Genomic DNA, 20,564 nt, shown 5'->3' on the forward strand with positions numbered 1-20,564 from the left:
TTAATATAAAGCACTTCTCTAGAAAAGACCTATCCAATTACATTAGGTCTTTTTTTGCATCTAACTTGAATAAAACTATAAATACTTTAAAAAACTATACAACCTACGATACTTTAAATAATCAAGCTGAGCTTCCTGAAAGTAAGCTTCTCGCTCAAAAGAAATATTTCTGTAAGCTAAACTCCATCTTTTATACTGCAAAAGTCTTATAAGAAACTCAAAACCATAAATCACAAAAAAAGGAATAATCAACAATTCTATTTGTTGTTGTAAATGAATTCGCTCATGATTTAAAAGCACAACATCTTCTTTCAAAGCTTTATACTTTAAGAATACAAAAGGGAAAATTGTAACCCCAACATAACCTTTAGGCACTATATATTTCGAAACCAATATCATAGTCTTGAAACTTCAAAAATCAATCCAAATTACATTATCTTTGTTAGATTATGAAAAAAATCATTCCTATTGAAGAAGGAGATTATTACTTAACTCCTGAAGGCTATCGCTGTTTCACAGAGCAATACCACCTAAAACGCGGCTATTGCTGCGAAAGCGGATGCAGACACTGCCCATACGGATTCAATAAAAAGCAATTAAAAAGAAACTAATGTCAACAACAACTAACATATCTTTTAAAGAACAAATACTACAAGGAATACCAAACACATTACCTAATCCTAAACCTTATGAAGCTTCTATTAATCATGCACCTAAACGTAAGGAGATTCTTTCTGATGAAGAAAAAAAATTAGCGCTTCAAAATGCGTTGCGCTACTTTGAACCGCAACACCACGCAACACTTCTTCCTGAATTCAAAGAAGAATTAGAGACTTATGGACGCATTTACATGTATCGTTTTCGTCCAGATTATAAAATGTATGCACGCCCAATTGATGAATATCCTGCCAAATCAAAGCAAGCTGCAGCTATCATGTTAATGATTCAAAACAATTTGGATTATGCTGTTGCACAACATCCACATGAATTAATTACGTATGGCGGCAATGGCGCTGTGTTTTCTAACTGGGCGCAGTATTTATTAACCATGCAATATTTAGCAACCATGACAGATGAGCAAACGCTTGTTATGTATTCTGGTCATCCTATGGGTTTATTTCCATCACATAAAAACGCGCCTCGTGTAGTTGTCACCAATGGCATGATGATTCCTAATTATTCCAAACCAGATGATTGGGAAAAATTCAACGCTCTTGGCGTTACACAATACGGACAAATGACAGCCGGAAGCTACATGTATATTGGACCTCAAGGCATTGTTCATGGTACAACGATTACCGTTCTAAACGGGTTTAGAAAAATAAACAAATCTCCTAAAGGGCACATTTTTGTCACCTCAGGTTTAGGCGGAATGTCTGGTGCGCAACCAAAAGCAGGTAACATTGCAGGCTGTATTACGATTTGTGCAGAAGTGAATCCTAAAATCACTCAAATTCGATTAGATCAAGGTTGGATTGATGAAAAAATTTCAGATTTAGATGAATTAGTAGCACGAGTACAAAAAGCACAGACTAATAAAGAAACAATATCAATTGCATACCTAGGAAATGTTGTTGAAGTATGGGAAAAATTTGATGAATCTAATATTCATATCGATTTAGGAAGTGACCAAACCTCATTGCATAACCCTTGGGCTGGTGGTTATTACCCTGTTGGAATATCTTTTGAAGATGCTAACAATATGATGGCAAATAATCCAGACCTTTTCAAGACTAAAGTTCAGGAAAGTTTACGTCGTCATGCAACTGCTATTAACAAACACACAAAGAAAGGTACTTATTTCTTTGATTACGGAAATGCCTTCTTGCTCGAAGCTTCTCGTGCTGGTGCGGATGTTATGTCTGAAAATCCAACTATAGGTCGCGAATTTAAGTATCCAAGCTACGTGCAAGATATTATGGGACCAATGTGTTTTGATTACGGATTTGGTCCTTTTCGTTGGGTTTGTACTTCGGGTAAACCAGAAGATCTAGCAAAAACAGATGCTATTGCTTGTGAAGTTTTAGAAGAAATCATGAAAAACTCACCTGAAGAAATCCAACAGCAAATGGCTGATAATATTCAGTGGATTAAAGGTGCTCAAGAAAATAAATTAGTCGTAGGCTCACAAGCCAGAATTCTTTATGCAGATGCTGAAGGTCGAATGAAAATTGCTAAAGCATTCAACGATGCCATTGCAAAAGACGAAATAGGCTACGTTGTTCTAGGTCGTGATCACCATGATGTATCAGGTACAGATTCACCTTATCGTGAAACCAGCAATATTTACGATGGTTCTCGTTTCACTTCAGATATGGCTATACACAATGTTATAGGAGATAGCTTCAGAGGAGCCACTTGGGTAAGTATCCACAATGGTGGTGGCGTTGGCTGGGGAGAAGTTATTAATGGTGGATTTGGTATGGTTCTTGATGGTACTAATGAAGCAGAAACACGCTTAAAATCAATGCTTTTCTGGGATGTAAACAATGGTATCTCCAGAAGAAGTTGGGCAAGAAACGAAGGTGCTGTTTTTGCTATAAAACGCGCTATGGAACAAGAACCTAATTTAAAAGTTACGGTTCCTAATATAGTTGACGACAAACTAATGGACTCGTTATAAACTCAAATAAAAAAGAATATGAAAAACACATTAAAACTATTAAGCTTTGTAGTTATTACTACAATCTTCACATCATGTAGCTCAGTGAGAGTTGCATCCGACTATGATAAAAGAGCAAGTTTTGACAACTATAAAACGTTTGCCTTTTTTAAAACAGGTATTGATAAAGCAGAGATTAATGACATTGACAAAAAACGTATTCTACGAGCTATTGAAAGTGAACTTTTGGCCAAAGGATACACAAAATCTGAAAACCCTGATATCCTAGTAAGTATCTTTACCAAATCAAGAGAAAAAGTAAATGTTTACAACAATGGTTGGGGACCTTATGGATATGGCTGGGGCTGGAACCCATGGTATTGGGGACCTTACAACAACACTTCTGTTTCAACTTCAACAGAAGGAACACTATACATCGATTTAATTGATGCCAACAAAAAAGAATTAGTTTGGCAAGGTATGGGAACTGGATATTTGACTAAAAATATTGATAAAAAAGAAGAACGAATCAATGAGTTTGTTGCTAAAATCATGGAAAAATATCCTCCTGAGCTAAATCAGTAAAATCTTTTTACATAATTTTAAAAAGCATCAAACTAACGTTTGATGCTTTTTTATTTATTCTTCAATAACACTCATTTTAGGCTTAACCTATAAAAACTTATATTTGCGGCTTCAAAAAGTAAATTATGATTTTAGGTCAAACTACAAGAAAGAATTTTACCCAAAACCCTAAAGACGATATTTTATCAGGCCTTACAGTTGCATTAGCATTAGTACCTGAAGCTGTTGCTTTTGCCTTTGTTGCTGGCGTAGATCCTTTAGTTGGATTGTACGGTGCTTTTATGATGGGAATCGTTACCGCTTTGTTTGGTGGTCGACCAGGAATGATTTCTGGTGCTACTGGCGCAATGGCTGTAGTTATGGTGCACCTTATTCAAAAAGGAAATGAAGTTGGTATTAATTTAGATACACCTATTGAAAACCTTGGGCTTCAATGGCTTTTTATTACCTTACTATTTGTTGGTGGCATTCAAATCTTAGCAGGTGTTTTTAAACTCGGAAAGTTCGTTAGGCTTATTCCACATCCAGTAATGATGGGATTTGTAAACGGTTTAGCCATCGTCATTTTCTTATCGCAATTAAAATTATTTCCTAATGCTGTACCGCAGGATATTTCATTTTTTGATAATACTTCTGAATGGTTCTCTGCATTATTCTCAAATGCTGCTTTTTGGAAAATGATGGGCTTCATTGGATTGACAATGGGAATTATGTACGGACTACCTAAACTCACCAAAAAAATTCCTGCAGCTTTAGTGGCAATCCTTGTTGTAGCTTGTATTACGATTTTTGGTGGAATTGAAATGAGCACTGTTGGTTCTTTTATTGCAGAAGGCGGCGGAAAAGGTTTAGAAGGTGGATTACCAACATTTCAAGATCAAATTTTCGGATTATTCGGAACACTCGCTGGACATTGGGATATGATTATTTCAACTGCTTTTATATTGGCTGCTGTAGGTTTAATCGAATCTCTAATGACCTTAAACCTTGTAGATGAAATCACAGAAACAAGAGGAAATGGTAATCGTGAATGTATTGCTCAAGGAAGTGCTAATATGCTAAATGGTTTATTTGGTGGAATGGGTGGCTGCGCGATGATTGGTCAATCTATCATCAACGTAGATTCTGGTGGTCGTGGTCGTTTATCTGGCGCATTTGCCGCAGTAGCTTTGTTAGGTTTTATTCTATTTGCAGCACCATTAATTGAACAAATTCCAATTGCTGCTTTAGTTGGCGTGATGTTTATGGTAGTTATCGGAACATTCGCTTGGTCTAGTTTTAGAATCATTCGTAAAATACCTATTGCTGATGCCATTGTACTTATTGCTGTTTCAGCAATTACCGTTTGGAAAGATTTAGCAGTAGCTGTTATCGCTGGTGTAATAATTTCTGCATTAGTATTTGCTTGGAAAAACGCAACAATGATTAGAGCACGAAAACGTATGCAAGCAGATGGCACAAAAACTTACGAAATTTGGGGACCTTTATTCTTTGGGTCTATTCAGAGTTTTAATTCTAAATTTGATGTAAAGAATGACCCTGAAAACGTTGAAATAGATTTTGTAGAGTCTCGCGTCAGTGACCATTCTGCTATGGAAGCTATATTCAATTTAGTGAATAAATATGAAGCTGCTGGCAAGAGCTTAAAATTGAAACATCTTAGTGAAGACTGCAAAGCTTTAATGTATAAAGCAAGCCCTAAGTTTAAAGAAGTTATTGTCGAAGACATCAATGATCCTCGCTATTATTTAGCGGCCAATCCTGAAGAATTTACAAAACCGCTTTCGGAATACGATTTATAAAAGAAAAGCGACTCAATTGAGTCGCTTTTTTATTTAATAGTTCAATAAGGCTTCAATCTTAGCCTTCACCTTTTCAGTTGAAGGAATCATGGTCTGCTCTAATGTTGAGTTCAAAGGAATGGCAGGCATATTTTCACTACCAATAGTCATTACTGGTGCATCTAAATATTTAAAGCATTCTTCTTGAATTTTTCCAGCTAATGCTCTCGCAAAACTATTATCACTTGGCTCTTCGGTTACCACTAAGCATTTACCAGTTTTCTTAACCGACTTCATTATCGTTGCTTCATCTAGAGGATACAATGTTCTTAAATCGATAACTTCTATTTGATCTTTTAAACCCAATTCTTCTGAAGCATTCATTGCCCAATGCACACCCATTCCATAGGTTACAATGGTACACGTTTCTACATCGTCTTGCTTCCAGATTTCTTGTAACAACCAAGCTTTTCCAAAAGGCAATACGTAGTCTTCAGCAGGTTCTACAGAGGTTGCACCTTGTGTTCCTGGTACTTTAGACCAGTACAAACCTTTATGCTCAAAAATAACTACTGGGTTTGGGTCGTGATATGCGGCTTTCATTAAACCTTTTAAATCAGCACCATTACTTGGATAAGCAATTTTTACACCTCTAATATTAGTCACCACACTTTCTACAGAAGATGAGTGGTAAGGCCCACCACTACCATAAGCACCAATTGGCACACGCAAAATCATACTTACAGGCCATTTTCCGTTACTTAAATAACAGCTACGGCTCACTTCGGTAAATAATTGATTGAGTCCTGGCCAAATATAATCGGCAAACTGAACCTCAACAATGGGCTTTAATCCTACCGCACTCATCCCAACCGTAGAACCCACGATAAATGCTTCTTGGATTGGTGTATTAAAAACACGGTCGTCACCAAATTTCTGTGCTAATGTTGCTGCTTCCCTGAACACACCACCTAGTCGGCCACCAACATCTTGTCCATAAAGCAAACACTCTGGATGCTTGCGCATCAATTCTTCTACAGCGAATAAGGCACAGTCTACCATCACAACTTTTTCTGCACCTTCAGGCGAACGCTCACCCTTTTCCTCGGTAATTGGTGTTGGCGCAAAATCGTGCGTAAATAAATCTTCTGGTGTTGGATCTTCAGCTTTTAAAGCTTTTTGAAAATCATTTTCAACCAAGGTTTTTATTTCCGCTTCAATAGTATCAATATCCTTTTGGTTGAAACCATTATCTAACATTTGCTGTTTTAAAACAGGATATGGATCACGAGATTTTGCTTCTTCTAAATCATCTCGATACCATTCCATACGCACACCAGATGTATGATGATTCAATAATGGTACTTTAGCGTGCACCAAAAATGGACGACGCTCTTCTCTTATGGTTTTTATAACTTTTTCTAGAGCTTCGTAACTTTCAATAAAGTTAGCACCATCAATAGAAATGGCTTCTAATCCGTGAAAACCTTTTGCATATTCTGCAGCATTTTGAGCTCTGGTTTCAGCTTCATTGGCTGAAATATCCCAACCATTGTCTTGCACCAAATATAGAATTGGCATTTGCTTTAACGCTGCCATTTGAAAGGCTTCTGCAATTTCGCCTTCGGTAACTGATGCATCACCTAAACTACAAACCGTGATTGGATTTAATTGCGATTCTTTGCTATCCTTCTGAACAACATTTGAATTTTGAAGTCCTTGCTTTTCCAAATATTGCATTCCCATCGCGACACCAGTTGCAGGAATGGCTTGCATACCTGTTGCTGATGATTGATGTGGAATTTTAGGCTTATCAGCATCTTTTAAACTTGGATGCGAATAATAGGTTCTTCCACCAGAAAATGGATCATCTTTTTTAGCTAATACCTGAAGCATTAAATCGTAAGGTGTCATACCAAAAGCTAACAACATTGCATCGTCTCTGTAATACGGAAATGCATAATCTTGAGGTAACAATTGCATTCCTAAAGCTGTCTGAATGGCTTCGTGACCACGTGATGTGGCGTGCACGTATTTTGAAACTACTTTGAAGTTAGCCTCATACAATTCTGCCATTGCTTTGGCGGTTACTAAATTGGTAAATCCTTTTTTTAATATGTCTTTATTCATTGTTTTCTGAACTTATTTTTGCGTTAGGGATTGCAGCGGCATCCTTTTTTGCCATTAAAAGCAAAAAAGATATAGTGTAAAGCCCGACCCTTGTGGTAACGCCCAAATTATTTTAAGCTAGCTCTTCTTCAACCTTTATCATCCAGTTGAATTTATCTTCAATTTTTCCTGTTTTTATGGCATTTAGCGTGTCGTTAACCTCTAATCCTACCGGACTTTCGTCAGAGACGTGAATGTCGCCATTTTCTGTACCAATGCTCTGAATGTAAGCAATACCAACGGCTGTTCCTGTTCCGAAAGCTTCCTCTAAAAGGCCTTTTTCTGATGCTTCACGGATTTCGGTAAGCGTGATTGGACGCTCAATAACTTCAAAACCTTTATCTTTTAAAATATCGATAACGCTCATTCTGGTAATGCCATCGAGAATGGCGCCATCGCGACGCGGTGTGATGAATTTTCCATCGATTTTGAAGAAAATATTCATTGTTCCCACCTCTTGAATGTACTCGTGCTCAACAGCATCTAGCCACAATACTTGGTCATAGCCTTTTGCTTTTGCCAATTCCGTTGGACGAATTGCTGCAGCATAATTTCCAGCTGCTTTTGCTTCGCCTGTACCACCATCTACGGCACGAACGAATTTCTTTTCTGCCCACAATTTTATACGCTTGCTGAAAAATGGTCCTGCTGGTGATGCCATAATGATAAACTTGTAACTTGTGGCTGCACGCATACCGATAAAGGCTTCATCGGCATACATAAACGGACGTAAGTACAAGGCACTACCTTCTTGTGGTGGAATCCACGCTTTATCCATAGCTACAAGCTGTTTTAAACCTTCTACAAACAACTCTTCTGGAACATTTGGCATTCCCATTCGGTCAGCACTAAAGTTTAAACGCGCTGCATTTTTATCGGCACGGAATAGCATTGGTGTTCCGTCGGCATCTACATTAGCTTTCATACCTTCAAAAATGGCTTGTCCGTAATGCAACGCCATTGCTGCTGGATGCGTTGGAATTAAAGCTAAAGGTTCTATTCTTGGGTTTTGCCATTCACCATCTTTATAATCGCAGATAAACATATGATCTGTGAAAGAGGTTCCTAATGGTATGTTGTTGAAGTCGATGGTATCGACTTTTGATTTTTCTATTTTTTTGATTGCTATGTTGTAAGACATAATTTTTATAAATGATGAAATCCTGAATCAAGTTCAGAATGACAGTTAACTATATTTTTCTATTCGTATCAAATTGCTCTAAATAATCAGCAACTCTTCGCACAAAGCTTCCTCCTAGGAAACCATCTACGACACGATGGTCGAAAGACAGTGATAAGTACATCATACTTCTAATAGCGATTTCATCGCCTTTTTCAGTTTCAATGACTTCGGCTCGCTTTTTAATAATTCCTAATGCTAAAATGGCAACTTCTGGTTGGTTGATTATTGGTGTTCCCATAACGCTTCCAAACGTCCCAACATTAGAAATAGTGAACGTGCTGCCTTTGATATCGTCGCCACTCAACTTGTTTTCTCTTGCTTTGCCTGCTAGCTCGTTTACGTTTTCGGCTAACGTTTTTAAGTCTTTGGTATCTGCATTTCTAACTACTGGCACGATTAAATTACCACTTGGTAATGCTGTTGCCATACCAATATTAATGTCTTCTTTTACGATGATATTATTACCATCAACGGACGCATTGATATTTGAAAAATCTTTGACCGCTTTAGCTACGGCTTCTACAAACAATGGTGTAAACGTTAGTTTTTCGCCATATTTTTCTTGAAACGCAACTTTATTTTCATTTCGCCAGTTTACCATATTAGTTAAGTCTGCTTCAACATAAGCAGTGACGTGCGGTGACGTATGCTTGGAATACACCATATGATCTGCAATCATTTGGCGCATACGATCCATTTCTACAATCTTTCCTTTGCCTTTATCGAACGTTAATTGCGGAATGCGATAAGCCGTTGGATCTTGAACCACTGGTTGTGCGAACTTGTATGGTCTACCGTCTTCGATATAATTGAATACATCGCTTTTTCTTAATCGTCCTTCGTTTCCGGTTGCTGGGATTCTTGCTAATTCTTCAAAACTAATATGATGCTCCTTTGCAATGGAAATGATTAATGGTGAGAAGAATGTATTTGTATTATTAACTGAAAATGAATTTGAAGTGGATACCTCAATTGTGCTCGATGTAATAGAACGCTTCTTTTTTGATTGCTTTTTATCTTTTTTAGACGCTTCGCTATCGTTCTGAATGACATCAGTTTTCTTTGTTGATTTTACTTCTTCAGAAACTTCTAAAATAGCGATAACCTCACCAACTTTTACCACATCTTTTGCTTGGTATTTGGTTTCTAACAACGTTCCTGCTGCTGGTGCTGGCACTTCGTTATCCACCTTATCTGTGGCTACTTCTAATATGATATCGCCTTCATCAAAAGAATCGCCTTCATTGATTAACCAATTAATGATGGTTCCTTCTGTGATGCTCTCGCCCATTTTGGGCATTTTTAGTTCAAATTTAGACATAGTCTTTATCTTCAATTTAGATTCCACATCAAGTGCGGAATGACTAAACGCATTAACTAGCGTTTGTTAGTTTTTATTTCTTACGCGTTAGCGATTGAAACGGCATCCTTTTTTGCTATTAAAAGCAAAAAAGATATAGCACTTCGACTTCGCTCAGTATAAATTACAAGCGCGACCCTTGTGGTAACGCCCAAATTATTTTACTTTTTCATAAAATCCCTCAAAGTGTCATATGCACCTTCTTGGATTTTCATATTTTCAGGAACTTCGCGTAGTGGCTCAACGGCTTTTAAACTGTTGTGACAATCTTGCGGCAACTGCTGATATAACTGCGTTCCTTTAGTTTTCCAAGCAATCATCTCGTCGCTTACTTGCTTGATGACTTTTGCTGGATTACCAACCACCAAACTACGAGGTGGAATTTTAGTTTCTGCCTTAACAAATGCCATTGCTCCAACAATACTTTCATCTCCAATTTCGGCATCATCCATAATTACGGTATTCATACCAATAAGACAGTTTCGACCCAAATTGGCTCCGTGAATGATGGCTCCGTGACCAACGTGCGCACTTTCTTTTAGGGTAATAGATTTACCCGGAAACATATGCACTGTACAGTTTTCTTGCACATTAACACCATCCTCTAAAATGATTTGTCCCCAATCTCCACGAATGGCAGCACCTGGACCGATGTAACAGTTTTTGCCAATGATGACATTGCCAGTGACTGCAGCCAATGGATGCACGAAACTACTTTCGTGTACGACTGGTGTGTATCCTTGGAATGCGTAAATCACTATTTAAATCGTTTTAATGTTTCTTTTGTAAAATCACTTAATACCAAGCGACCACTAATGGCTGCTCTTTCAGCTAGAAGCTTGTCCCAATCTTCGGTACCTTGCCAGAAGATTTTCTTCATTTCTTTCATTGCTTCTGGATTGTAGTTACAAAGATTTTCAGCAAAGGTTTTTATGGCTTCGTCTAAAGCTTCTGTAGTATCAAAAACCTGCGTAAATAAGCCTTTTTGTTTTGCCCATTCTGCAGGATAAAATGTATTGGCATCAATGGCGATTTGTGACATTCCGCTTAAACCTAACTTACGTTCTACGGCTGGACCAACCACAAATGGACCGATACCAACATTTAGCTCGCTTAACTTTATAGCTGCAAATTTTGTTGCCATACAATAATCGGTTGCCGACGCAACTCCTACTCCACCACCAACGGTTTTTCCTTGCACGCGACCAATAATGAATTTTGGACATTTTCGCATCGCATTAATCACGTTAGCAAATCCTGAAAAGAAGACTTTCCCTGTGGCTTCATCATTAATATTGATAAGCTCGTTAAAACTTGCCCCAGCACAAAACGTTCTATCGCCTCCACTTTTAAGAACGATGACTTTAATGTCGTCATTATTGCCTGCATCGGTAATAGTCTGTGCTAGTTCAGCCAGAATATTTCCTGGTAATGAATTATGCGCAGGATGAAAAAATTCGATGTATCCTACTTGGTTTTCTATGGTTTGTTTTACGTATGGTTGTTGTTCTGACATAATTATATTAATCCAAATTGTTCAAAATGATGATTTAAATGTTTTCTTTCTAGTAAGTAAGATTCGTAACGATTCAACTCTCCAAACACTAAATTCTTCAATTTAGCACCTGGATTTTCCTTGAAAAACTCGATGTATTTTTTGCGTTGTTCCTTAAACTTCTCAATCGCTGTTTCTAAATCTTGATGTTTTAAATCGTCTAGTGTGTCTTTTTCTAACTGTGGAAATTGAGAATTTTGTGGAAACTTTCTATAGTTATATAAACTTGCGTGCACCTTGTCTAAAATCTTTTCTGGTGTGGCAATTTCAAAATCTTGAATTTCGCCAGACGCAATTTTATAAGTGTATTCTAAATGCTCCACCATATGTTGAGGCGTCATAATGCCCCATTTTGGTTTGGCATCTGCTTTTAATTTTGATAAACATTCGTTTATTTTTTCTTCAGTCATTTCAACAAAGGTTTCTTGCTTTTTCTGAACCATTGTTAAGATGGTAGCCACTGCAACCAACGGACTGTCTTTGTCTGATTTTTGGCTTTCTGGTCGGTTTTCAAAATTAGCATCAAAAACCTCAACGTGCCATTTTACAATACCACTTGGATGCTCTGTTGATGACACATCTCGATCCACTTTTTCCTTACAGGTTAAACGCACATAAATGGTATCGTTGTGATATAACGGTCTTAAAAATCGGATAGAATCCAAACCGTAATTTGCTGCTACAGGGCCTTTATTAGGATACACAAACAAACCAGCTGCAGCCGAAATTATAAAATAACCGTGAGCTGTTCGCTTTTCGAAAATACTTCCATCTAAAGAAGTAATATCTGTATGTGCGTAAAAATGGTCCCAAGTTAAATTGGCAAAATTCTGAATATCAGTATCCGTAAGTGTACGCTTATGCGTTTTTAAAGACATTCCTGGTTGAATATCTTCCCAATGGTACTTAAACGGATGGTCTTCAGCTTCTTTATATTTTGCATTTTGCTGATATATGCCAGTGATTTCGGTAATTGTTGATGGTGTTCCTTGAATCGCAGTTCGTTGCAAATAGTGTTTAATACCGCGCATTCCACCCATTTCTTCTCCACCACCAGCACGTCCTGGACCTCCGTGAACCAAGTACGGTAACGGCGAACCGTGACCTGTACTTTGTTTTGCCATTTCGCGATTAATCACCAATATTCTTCCGTGATGACTTGCTGCATTTACCACATAATCAGTCGCGATGTTATCATCATAAGTTGCAATAGAAGACACTAACGAGCCTTTACCCATTTGCGCTAATTGCACAGCTTCGTCCATTGATTTGTATGGCATAATGGTACTTACTGGTCCGAATGCTTCGCGCTCGTGAACAACATTATTTTGGAAAGGATTATCAGTTCTAAACACCACTGGACTGATGAATGCACCTTTATTAGCATCCGCACCAATGGTTTCGATATTATCGAGATTGCCATAAACCATTTCAGCTTCTTTGCTGATGTCTGCAATGGAACTTTTAACGGCTTCAACTTGCTGTTTGCTTACCAATGAGCCCATTCGTACTTCCTTAAGTCTTGGGTCTCCAATGGTTACTTTATCGAGTTCTTTTGCTAATGCAATTTGAACATCTTCAACTAAATTTTCAGGAACAATAATGCGTCGGATGGCTGTACATTTTTGTCCGGCTTTTACGGTCATTTCCTTTCGAACTTCCTTAACAAACAAATTGAATTCTGGTGTTCCAGGAACTGCATCTTCTCCTAAAATAGAGGCGTTAAGCGAATCGGCTTCCATAGTAAAAGGCACAGATTCTTCAATTAATCTTGCGTGTGCTTTTAACAAACGACCTGTTGCTGCCGAACCTGTAAAAGTTACGACATCTTGAGATTCAACCGTATCTAAAACAGTTTTTACGGTTCCGTTTATGATTTGAAGTGCGCCTTCTGGTAAAATACCTGAATTGATAATTTCTCTCGCTACAGCTTCAGCTAAATAAGCCGATGATGGCGCTGGCAAAACCACTGCTGGTACACCAGCCATCCAATTGACAGCACACTTTTCTAACATTCCCCAAACCGGAAAATTAAATGCGTTGATATGTACTGCAACACCTTTTTTGGGCACCATAATATGATGCGCCATAAAGCGTCCCCCTCGAGACAAATCGATTGGGTCGCCTTCTACGTGAAACGATTTGTTTGGAAACAATTTTCGTAATGATGCGTTGGCAAACAGGTTACCAAAACCACCTTCAATATCTATCCAACTATCTACACGTGTTGCGCCAGTTCTGTAACTTAAATCGTAAAATTGTTCTTTGCGTTTTGTAAGGCAAAGTGCTAATTTTTTGAGCATATTACCTCGCTCTTGAAAGGTCATTTTACGAAGTACTTCACCTCCTTTTGTGCGTCCGTAGTTAAGAACTTCAGGAATATCTAATCCTTCAACAGCCCAATTTGTGAAGTGTTCGCCTGTTATGGCGTCGTAAATTGGTGCTCCTTCTTCTTTTCCTGTGGTCCATTGTCCTTGGACGTAGTGTTGAATTTTGTTCATCTTAATGCCCACGAAAGTGGGTATCTATTTAAATTAAACTTCTTTTCGTGTTGGCGCTACCTAAAGGTCGGGCTTTCCGTTATATCTTTTTTACTTGTTCTCGATACATCCCGATCTTTATTGTCGGGACACTCGACCTGAGGTAAAAAAAGATGTCACTTCAATCCCTAACGCACTTACTTGCTATGTTTTTTCTTAACCAAAGTTTGTTTTCTTTTTGCTAAGAGATTCCTGCCTACGCAGGAATTCGTTCAATCACAGCGGCATAGCCTTGACCCACGCCAATACACATTGTTACCAATGCGTAACGTTTGTTTTGCTCTTTGAGCTCTAAAGCCGCTGAATAGGCGATTCTGGTGCCTGTAACGCCAAGCGGATGGCCTATTGCGATAGAGCCTCCATTTGGATTGATTCTTGGGTCATTGTCTGCCAATCCCCAAGCTCTGGTACACGCCAATGCTTGCGCTGCAAAGGCTTCGTTGAGCTCTATGATGTCGATATCATCCATTGTTAATCCGGCTTTTGCCAAAGCTTTGTTGGACGCCTCGACTGGACCAATGCCCATAATTCGAGGTTCTACACCTACGACAGCCGAACTCACGATGCGCGCTAAAGGCTTTAGATTGTATTTTTTCACAGCCTCTTCACTAGCGATAATGGTTGCTGCTGCTCCATCGTTTAATCCTGATGCATTTCCTGCGGTTACGCTTCCGCCTTCTTTTTTAAAGGCTGGTCGTAATTTGGCTAAAATCTCTTTTGATGTTGTTGGTTTTACAAATTCGTCTTTTGCAAAAACGATTGGGTCTTTTTTGCGTTGAGGAATTTCGACAGGTAGAATTTCTTTTTCTAATCGCCCGTTTTCTTGTGCTTGTGATGCTTTCATCTGACTCCAGTATGCGAATGCATCTTGGTCTTCTCGCGAAATGTTATATTTCTCGACAAGATTTTCGGCTGTCATTCCCATTCCGTCTGTGCCATACATTTCGTGCATTTTTGGGTTTACAAAACGCCATCCGAATGTGGAATCGTAAAGTTTTGAATCGCCTCCAAAAGCGCTTGATGGTTTTGCCATAACGTATGGTCCGCGTGTCATATTCTCAACACCTCCAGAAATAAACACATCGCCATCGCCTGCTTTTATCGCTCTGTTAGCGTGAATAATTGCTGACAAACCTGAACTACACAGTCTATTCACGGTTTCTCCTGGAACTGTAAATGGTAATCCTGCTAAAAGTGATGCCATACGAGCTACGTTACGATTGTCTTCTCCTGCTTGATTAGCACAACCCAGAATAACATCGTCGTATGCTTCTTTTGGAATGTTTGGGTTTCGTTTTACGATTTCTTTAATTACTAAAGCTGCTAAATCATCTGTACGTACAGCCGATAATGTGCCTTTGTAATTTCCTATTGGTGTTCTTATGCCATCTATTATGTATGCTTCCATATTATTTTGAAATCGAAGCCGAAATCGAAATTGAAGTCGAACTTCTTACTTTTTATTTTTCTCTATTCTTTTTTTAGATCCTGAATCAAGTTCAGGATGACAAGTCTTTTTTACTCCCAATCTTTTTGAGTGCGATAAACAACACCTTTAAAAAGTGCTACCAGTTCATCTCCTCGTTTTACTTCTACGATATTAAATCCGAGTCTGTTTTTTACGTTTTCTATCACAGATTCAGCGACTAAATAATCTCCTTCATTTAATGCTTCTATATGGTTGATGCTGGTTTCTATAGACACAGCAAATTTTCCGTGTGTATTTGCCGCAAAACCAAAAGCGGTATCTGCCAATGCATAACTGATTCCACCGTGTGCTTTTCCCATACTATTAAGCATTTCCTTGCGAACCGTCATTGCCACGCGACAACGACCGATTTCGCATTCTAGGATTTCGATGCCTAACCAAGTGCTGAATGCATCTTGACTTAACATTTTATGTGGAATTTGTTCTCCTTGCATTAAAAGAATGTTTTATTTTCTTTATTCATTTTACGCAACAACGGACTACAACGGTAGCGGTCTTCGTGATACTCATTGTACAATTCATCTAATTTTGTTACACACCAATCAATGCCTTTTTCATCTGCCCAGGCTAATAATCCTTTTGGATAGTTAACACCTTTAGTCATAGCGTTGTCTATATCTTCTGCTGATGCGATGTTTAAAAACAAAGCGTCTGCTGCTTCGTTGATTAACATTACTAGAACACGGTCGAAAATGTTTTTTGCTAATTCGCTATCTTCTTTTGGTTCTTGCTTTACAGCTCCTTCAGAATAATCATAGTAACCTTTTCCTGTTTTTCTTCCTAAATAGCCTGCTTCACTTAAACGCTTTTGTGTGAAACTTGGCTTGTATCTTGGGTCGAAATAAAAGGCTGTAAATACGGTTTCCGTTACTGTGTAATTGACATCATTGCCAATAAAATCCATTAATTCGAATGGTCCCATTCTGAAACCTCCCAATGTTTTTAAACTATGGTCAATGGTTTCAAAATCAGCGATACCTTCTTCGTAAATTCTTAACGCTTCTCCATAAAATGGTCGCGCTACGCGGTTTACGATAAAACCAGGTGTATCCTTGGCAACAGCTACTGTTTTTTTCCAACTTTTTATGGTTTCAACCGATTTGTCTAAAACCGCTTTTGAGGTTTGCACTGCTGGAATAACCTCAACCAATTTCATTAATGGTGCTGGGTTGAAAAAGTGTATACCGATGCAACGTTTTGGTTTTTGTAATGATGATGCTATGGATGCTATGGATAAACTCGATGTGTTTGATGCTACAATACAATCATCCGCAACATAGCTTTCCAATTCTGAAAAAACTTTCTTCTTGATATCGATATTTTCTACGATAGCTTCAATCGTAATATTTGAATCTGCTAATGCTTTTAGACTATCGACATACGTTATATTTGACTGAATTCTGTTTTTTTCTTCGGCATCTATTCGACCTTTTTCAATGAGTCTATTTAATATTTTTTCAAGGCTTGCTTTAGCTTTGTCTAAAGCCGCTTGGTTGGTATCGTATAATTTCACAGAACAACCTGCAGTTGCCGCTACTTGAGCGATACCGCTTCCCATTGTTCCTGAACCGATTATTCCTACGTTCATTATTTTCCTTTAAAAGTTGGTTTACGTTTTTCTACAAAAGCTGAAACACCTTCTTCGTAATCTTCCGTTTGAGCTGCTTCTATTTGTAATTTTGATTCTAATGCTAATTGCTCTTCCAAATTATTGGTTAAGGATTGATTAAAGGCTTCCTTAATTTTCCCTAAAGCTAATGTTGGCATATTAGCGAGTTTCAATGCTAATTTATTCACGTCTTCTTCAAAACTTTCTAATGGCAACACTTTGTATATCATTCCCATTTTTTCGGCTTCATCGGCAGACACTTTATCACCTAACATCGCTAATGCTGATGCTTTTTGAAAACCTATTAAGCGAGGTAAAAAAAAGGTTCCTGCGCTGTCTGGTATTAAACCTATTAAGCTAAACGCTTGAATGAAACTTACTTTTTCGTGAGCCACAACAATATCACAAGCCAATGCGATGTTTGCTCCTGCTCCTGCTGCCACACCATTTATCGCACCAATGATTGGTTTTTTAATGTTTCTAATTCTGGTGATAATTGGATTGTAATGCTCTTCTAGAATTTTCTTGAATCCTGGGTTTAATTCCGGACTTGTTACTTCTTTTAAGTCTTGACCTGCGCAAAATGCTTTTCCGTTTCCGGTTAGCACGATTGCTCTTACTTCAGAATTACTTTCGCAATCGTCAAAAACTTGCTGTAGATTTAATGCCATTTCTCGATTAAAGCTATTAAAAACTTCTGGTCGGTTTAGTGTGATATAGGCTATGTTGTTTTTTATTTTAAGCTGAATGCTTTCCATATTTTTTTCTTTTATTTTGGATTCCGCATCAAGTGCGGAATGACAAATCACTTCAAACATTTAAAATAATCAAATGGTTCTTGGCAGTCGTTGCACTGGAATTGTGCTTTACAAGCTGTTGAACCAAATTGACTTATCATTTTAGTATTTGTGCTTCCGCATTGCGGACATTTTACTAATTGTTTTCCTTCCAGTAACACGGACTTGTCGGCTTCTTCATCTAATGGTGCTGCGATACCGTAATCTTCGAGTGCTTTTCTGCCTCTTGGTGTAATCCAATCGGTTGTCCAAGCTGGATGTAAAATCAAATCTACTTCAGCGGTATAACCTGCTTTTTGCATTGCGCGTTTGATATCATCTCCGATAACATCCATTGCAGGACAGCCGCTGTAGGTTGGTGTGATTTCGATTTTTACAATATCATTTTCGATAACAGCAGAACGCACAACTCCCATATCCATAATGGATAATACTGGGATTTCTGGGTCGCTTACACTTTCCAGTATTTTATATAACTTTTGGTCTATTTGTAATTTGTCTTTTGTCAAAATTAAATCTTAAAACACCCCTAAAGTCCCCTCAAGGGGACAATTAAAATTACAATATTGATACTCTCTTCTTCGACTTCGTCTTCAGTTTCGATTTCAATTTAAGATTCCTGCTTTCGCAGGAATTTGTTACCATTCCATATTTGGATAGGTGCGTTGCATATATTGTAAATCGGCTAGCAAGTAACCCATATGTTCGGTATGAATGCCTTGCTTTCCTCCTTTTTGAAAGTATTTGCTTTCTGGAACGCTTAACGTCGCTTCTTCTAAAACTGCATTTACTTCTTCGTAATAGGCATCTTTTAATTTAGTGACATCTACTCCAACGCCTTCAGCAACCATAGCTTTATCAGCTTCGGTTTGATGAAATAATTCATCGGTATACGTCCATAAATCATTTATTGCTGTTTGAATACGACTATGACTTTCTTCAGTACCATCTCCTAACCGCTTAATCCAATCGGATGAGAAACGCTTATGGTAACTCACTTCTTTGATGGATTTTTTTGCGATAGCTGATAAGTTTAAATCGGTACTTTTTTCTAATTCGGTTAGCATTAAAAAATGATATACATCGAATAAGAATTGTCTTGCCATTGTGTACCCAAAATCGGTATTTGGTTGCTCTACCAATAACACATTGAAGTACTCGCGTTCTTTACGAAGCATCGCGATATCATCTTCTGTTCTGCCATCTCCGGCAATTTTTGTTGCATATTGATAATAACTACGTACTTGCCCTAATAAATCTAACGACATATTGGTGCACGCGATATCGGTTTCTAAACTTGGTCCGTGACCGCAAAGCTCTCCTAATCTCTGACCGAGAATTAGGCTGTTGTCTGCGATACCTAGGATGTAGTTGTATAAGTTTTCATTTTTCATTTTTAATCAAATTGAGACCTTTCGACTGCGCTCAAGGTGACATTTAACATAAATAAAGAGATCCTGAAACGAGTTCAGGATGACAAAGCCTTGCTTTGTTACATATGTTTTACGTCGTCTGGTAAATCATAAAATGTTGGATGACGATACACCTTGTCTTGTGCTGGTTCAAATAATTCGCCATTATGCTCTGGATTTGATGCTGTAATATGCTTACTTTCTACAATCCAAATGCTTACACCTTCGTTACGTCTTGTGTAAACGTCCCTTGCATTTTCTAAAGCCATTTCTGCATCTGCTGCATGAAGACTTCCGAAATGACGATGTTCTAATCCGTTTTTACTTCTTACGAAAACCTCCCAAAGTGGCCAGTTCTTTTTATTAGACATTAGATATTAGATATTAGATGTTAGACTTTATCAGAGTACTTCTCTCATTTCTCATTTCTCGAGTCTAACCTTCTGATTATACTACTTGTTTGTTTTTTCTTTCTTGTTGTTTTTCTGCATGAGCCATAGCTGCGTCTCTAACCCATTCGCCACGTTCCCAAGCACCAACTCTTGCTTTCATTCTTGCTTTGTTCATTGGTCCGTGACCTTTAACAACTTGCCAGAATTCATCCCAATCAATCTCACCGAAATCGTAGCTCTGACGCTCTTCATTCCATTTTAAATCTGGGTCTGGAATTGTTAATCCTAAAATATCAGCTTGTGGCACGGTTTGATCAATAAACTGCTGACGCAACTCGTCATTGGTTTTTCGCTTCAGTTTCCATTTCATTGATTGTTCGGTATGAACAGACATATCATCAGTTGGACCTAACATCATTAAACTTGGCCACCACCAACGGTTGAGTGCATCTTGCGCCATTTCCTTTTGTTCTGGTGTTCCATTACAAAGCTTTAGCATAATTTCGTAACCTTGGCGCTGGTGAAAACTTTCTTCTTTACACACGCGTACCATTGCTCTTGCATAAGGTCCGAAAGAGGTGCTACAAAGTGGCACTTGATTGATAATGGCTGCACCATCTACCAACCAACCGATAGCTCCCATATCTGCCCAAGTTACTGTTGGATAATTGAATATGGAAGAATATTTTGCTTTACCTGAATGCAATTGCTCATATAACTCGTCTCGCGAGATTCCTAATGTTTCGCAAGCACTATATAGGTATAATCCGTGACCAGCTTCGTCTTGTACTTTTGCCAATAAGGCTACTTTACGACGTAAGGATGGCGCACGAGTAATCCAGTTACCTTCTGGCAACATTCCTACAATTTCGGAATGTGCATGCTGACTAATTTGCCTAATATGCGTTTGGCGATATTTTTCTGGCATCCAGTCTTTCGGTTCAATTTTTTCGTCGCGAGCGATACGCGCTTCAAATTGCTCTTCTAGGCTTTTTATTTGTTCTTCACTCATTTCTTTTAGCTTTTGGCTATTAGCATTTTGCTGTTAGCTAGTGAAACTTAATTTTTCTTTTTCAATATTATGAGATTC

The 20,564-nt window shown here is 38.1% G+C and carries 19 protein-coding genes; 4 read left to right on the plus strand and 15 right to left on the minus strand.

Annotation, left to right across the window (positions count from 1 at the left end; genetic code table 11):
• Positions 1 to 75: 75 nt before the first annotated feature.
• The gene (locus tag ABD011_RS14225) at positions 76 to 399 is read right to left on the minus strand and encodes a hypothetical protein (RefSeq protein WP_129761034.1); all 324 of its coding nucleotides are present in this window, start codon (positions 397 to 399) and stop codon (positions 76 to 78) included.
• Positions 400 to 449: 50 nt separating this feature from the next.
• Between ABD011_RS14225 and ABD011_RS14230 the strand changes: the two genes are divergently transcribed.
• The 4 genes from ABD011_RS14230 (at position 450) to ABD011_RS14245 (ending at position 4,989) form a co-directional block, all read left to right on the plus strand.
• Positions 450 to 611 (plus strand): C1orf53 family protein, encoded by a 162-nt coding sequence (locus ABD011_RS14230; RefSeq protein ID WP_161566758.1) that lies wholly within the window; start codon positions 450 to 452, stop codon positions 609 to 611.
• A gap of 17 nt (positions 612 to 628) precedes the next feature.
• Positions 629 to 2,623, plus strand: a complete 1,995-nt coding sequence (locus ABD011_RS14235) for a urocanate hydratase (RefSeq protein ID WP_343799659.1) — start codon at positions 629 to 631, stop codon at positions 2,621 to 2,623.
• Positions 2,624 to 2,641: 18 nt separating this feature from the next.
• Positions 2,642 to 3,187: a DUF4136 domain-containing protein gene (locus ABD011_RS14240; RefSeq protein ID WP_131508967.1), complete on the plus strand. Its 546-nt coding sequence runs from the start codon at positions 2,642 to 2,644 to the stop codon at positions 3,185 to 3,187.
• A gap of 125 nt (positions 3,188 to 3,312) precedes the next feature.
• On the plus strand, positions 3,313 to 4,989 hold the full coding sequence (locus ABD011_RS14245; RefSeq protein WP_343799328.1) for a SulP family inorganic anion transporter: 1,677 nt from the start codon (positions 3,313 to 3,315) through the stop codon (positions 4,987 to 4,989).
• A 33-nt stretch (positions 4,990 to 5,022) separates the two neighbouring features.
• On the opposite strand, the gene ABD011_RS14250 is transcribed toward ABD011_RS14245, so the two are convergent.
• The 14 genes from ABD011_RS14250 to paaA form a co-directional block, all read right to left on the minus strand.
• Positions 5,023 to 7,098: an alpha-ketoacid dehydrogenase subunit alpha/beta gene (locus ABD011_RS14250; protein ID WP_343799329.1), complete on the minus strand. Its 2,076-nt coding sequence runs from the start codon at positions 7,096 to 7,098 to the stop codon at positions 5,023 to 5,025.
• Between the two features lie 112 nt (positions 7,099 to 7,210).
• Complete coding sequence (locus tag ABD011_RS14255; protein ID WP_343799331.1) at positions 7,211 to 8,278, minus strand: branched-chain amino acid aminotransferase; 1,068 nt, start codon at positions 8,276 to 8,278, stop codon at positions 7,211 to 7,213.
• Between the two features lie 49 nt (positions 8,279 to 8,327).
• On the minus strand, positions 8,328 to 9,611 hold the full coding sequence (locus ABD011_RS14260; RefSeq protein ID WP_425545560.1) for a dihydrolipoamide acetyltransferase family protein: 1,284 nt from the start codon (positions 9,609 to 9,611) through the stop codon (positions 8,328 to 8,330).
• A gap of 230 nt (positions 9,612 to 9,841) precedes the next feature.
• Positions 9,842 to 10,438 (minus strand): acyltransferase, encoded by a 597-nt coding sequence (locus ABD011_RS14265; protein ID WP_134200967.1) that lies wholly within the window; start codon positions 10,436 to 10,438, stop codon positions 9,842 to 9,844.
• Positions 10,438 to 11,196, minus strand: a complete 759-nt coding sequence (locus ABD011_RS14270) for an enoyl-CoA hydratase/isomerase family protein (protein WP_343799337.1) — start codon at positions 11,194 to 11,196, stop codon at positions 10,438 to 10,440. The genes ABD011_RS14265 and ABD011_RS14270 overlap by 1 nt, the downstream gene beginning before the upstream one ends.
• Before the next feature lie 2 nt (positions 11,197 to 11,198).
• A complete protein-coding gene (paaZ, locus tag ABD011_RS14275) occupies positions 11,199 to 13,736 on the minus strand; it encodes a phenylacetic acid degradation bifunctional protein PaaZ (protein ID WP_343799338.1) in 2,538 nt (845 codons plus the stop codon).
• A gap of 235 nt (positions 13,737 to 13,971) precedes the next feature.
• A complete protein-coding gene (gene pcaF, locus ABD011_RS14280) occupies positions 13,972 to 15,183 on the minus strand; it encodes a 3-oxoadipyl-CoA thiolase (RefSeq protein ID WP_343799340.1) in 1,212 nt (403 codons plus the stop codon).
• 110 nt (positions 15,184 to 15,293) lie between these two features.
• Positions 15,294 to 15,698 (minus strand): PaaI family thioesterase, encoded by a 405-nt coding sequence (locus tag ABD011_RS14285; protein ID WP_343799342.1) that lies wholly within the window; start codon positions 15,696 to 15,698, stop codon positions 15,294 to 15,296.
• Entirely contained in the window at positions 15,698 to 16,852 is a 1,155-nt protein-coding gene (locus ABD011_RS14290; RefSeq protein WP_343799344.1) for a 3-hydroxyacyl-CoA dehydrogenase NAD-binding domain-containing protein, read from the minus strand. The genes ABD011_RS14285 and ABD011_RS14290 overlap by 1 nt, the downstream gene beginning before the upstream one ends.
• Positions 16,852 to 17,631 carry an enoyl-CoA hydratase-related protein gene (locus ABD011_RS14295; protein WP_343799346.1) on the minus strand — a complete coding sequence of 260 codons (780 nt, stop codon included), beginning with the start codon at positions 17,629 to 17,631 and terminating at the stop codon, positions 16,852 to 16,854. Before ABD011_RS14295 ends, ABD011_RS14290 begins: the two co-directional genes overlap by 1 nt.
• Before the next feature lie 47 nt (positions 17,632 to 17,678).
• Positions 17,679 to 18,182, minus strand: coding sequence for a 1,2-phenylacetyl-CoA epoxidase subunit PaaD (gene paaD / locus ABD011_RS14300; RefSeq protein WP_425545561.1), 504 nt, complete (start codon positions 18,180 to 18,182; stop codon positions 17,679 to 17,681).
• Between the two features lie 126 nt (positions 18,183 to 18,308).
• Entirely contained in the window at positions 18,309 to 19,064 is a 756-nt protein-coding gene (paaC, locus tag ABD011_RS14305) for a 1,2-phenylacetyl-CoA epoxidase subunit PaaC (protein WP_278006174.1), read from the minus strand.
• Positions 19,065 to 19,162: 98 nt separating this feature from the next.
• Complete coding sequence (gene paaB, locus ABD011_RS14310; protein WP_343799352.1) at positions 19,163 to 19,453, minus strand: 1,2-phenylacetyl-CoA epoxidase subunit PaaB; 291 nt, start codon at positions 19,451 to 19,453, stop codon at positions 19,163 to 19,165.
• 76 nt (positions 19,454 to 19,529) lie between these two features.
• On the minus strand, positions 19,530 to 20,486 hold the full coding sequence (gene paaA / locus ABD011_RS14315) for a 1,2-phenylacetyl-CoA epoxidase subunit PaaA (RefSeq protein WP_343799353.1): 957 nt from the start codon (positions 20,484 to 20,486) through the stop codon (positions 19,530 to 19,532).
• Between the last annotated feature and the right edge of the window lie 78 nt (positions 20,487 to 20,564).

Source organism: Gaetbulibacter jejuensis, from assembly GCF_039524015.1.
GTDB lineage: Bacteria > Bacteroidota > Bacteroidia > Flavobacteriales > Flavobacteriaceae > Gaetbulibacter_B > Gaetbulibacter_B jejuensis.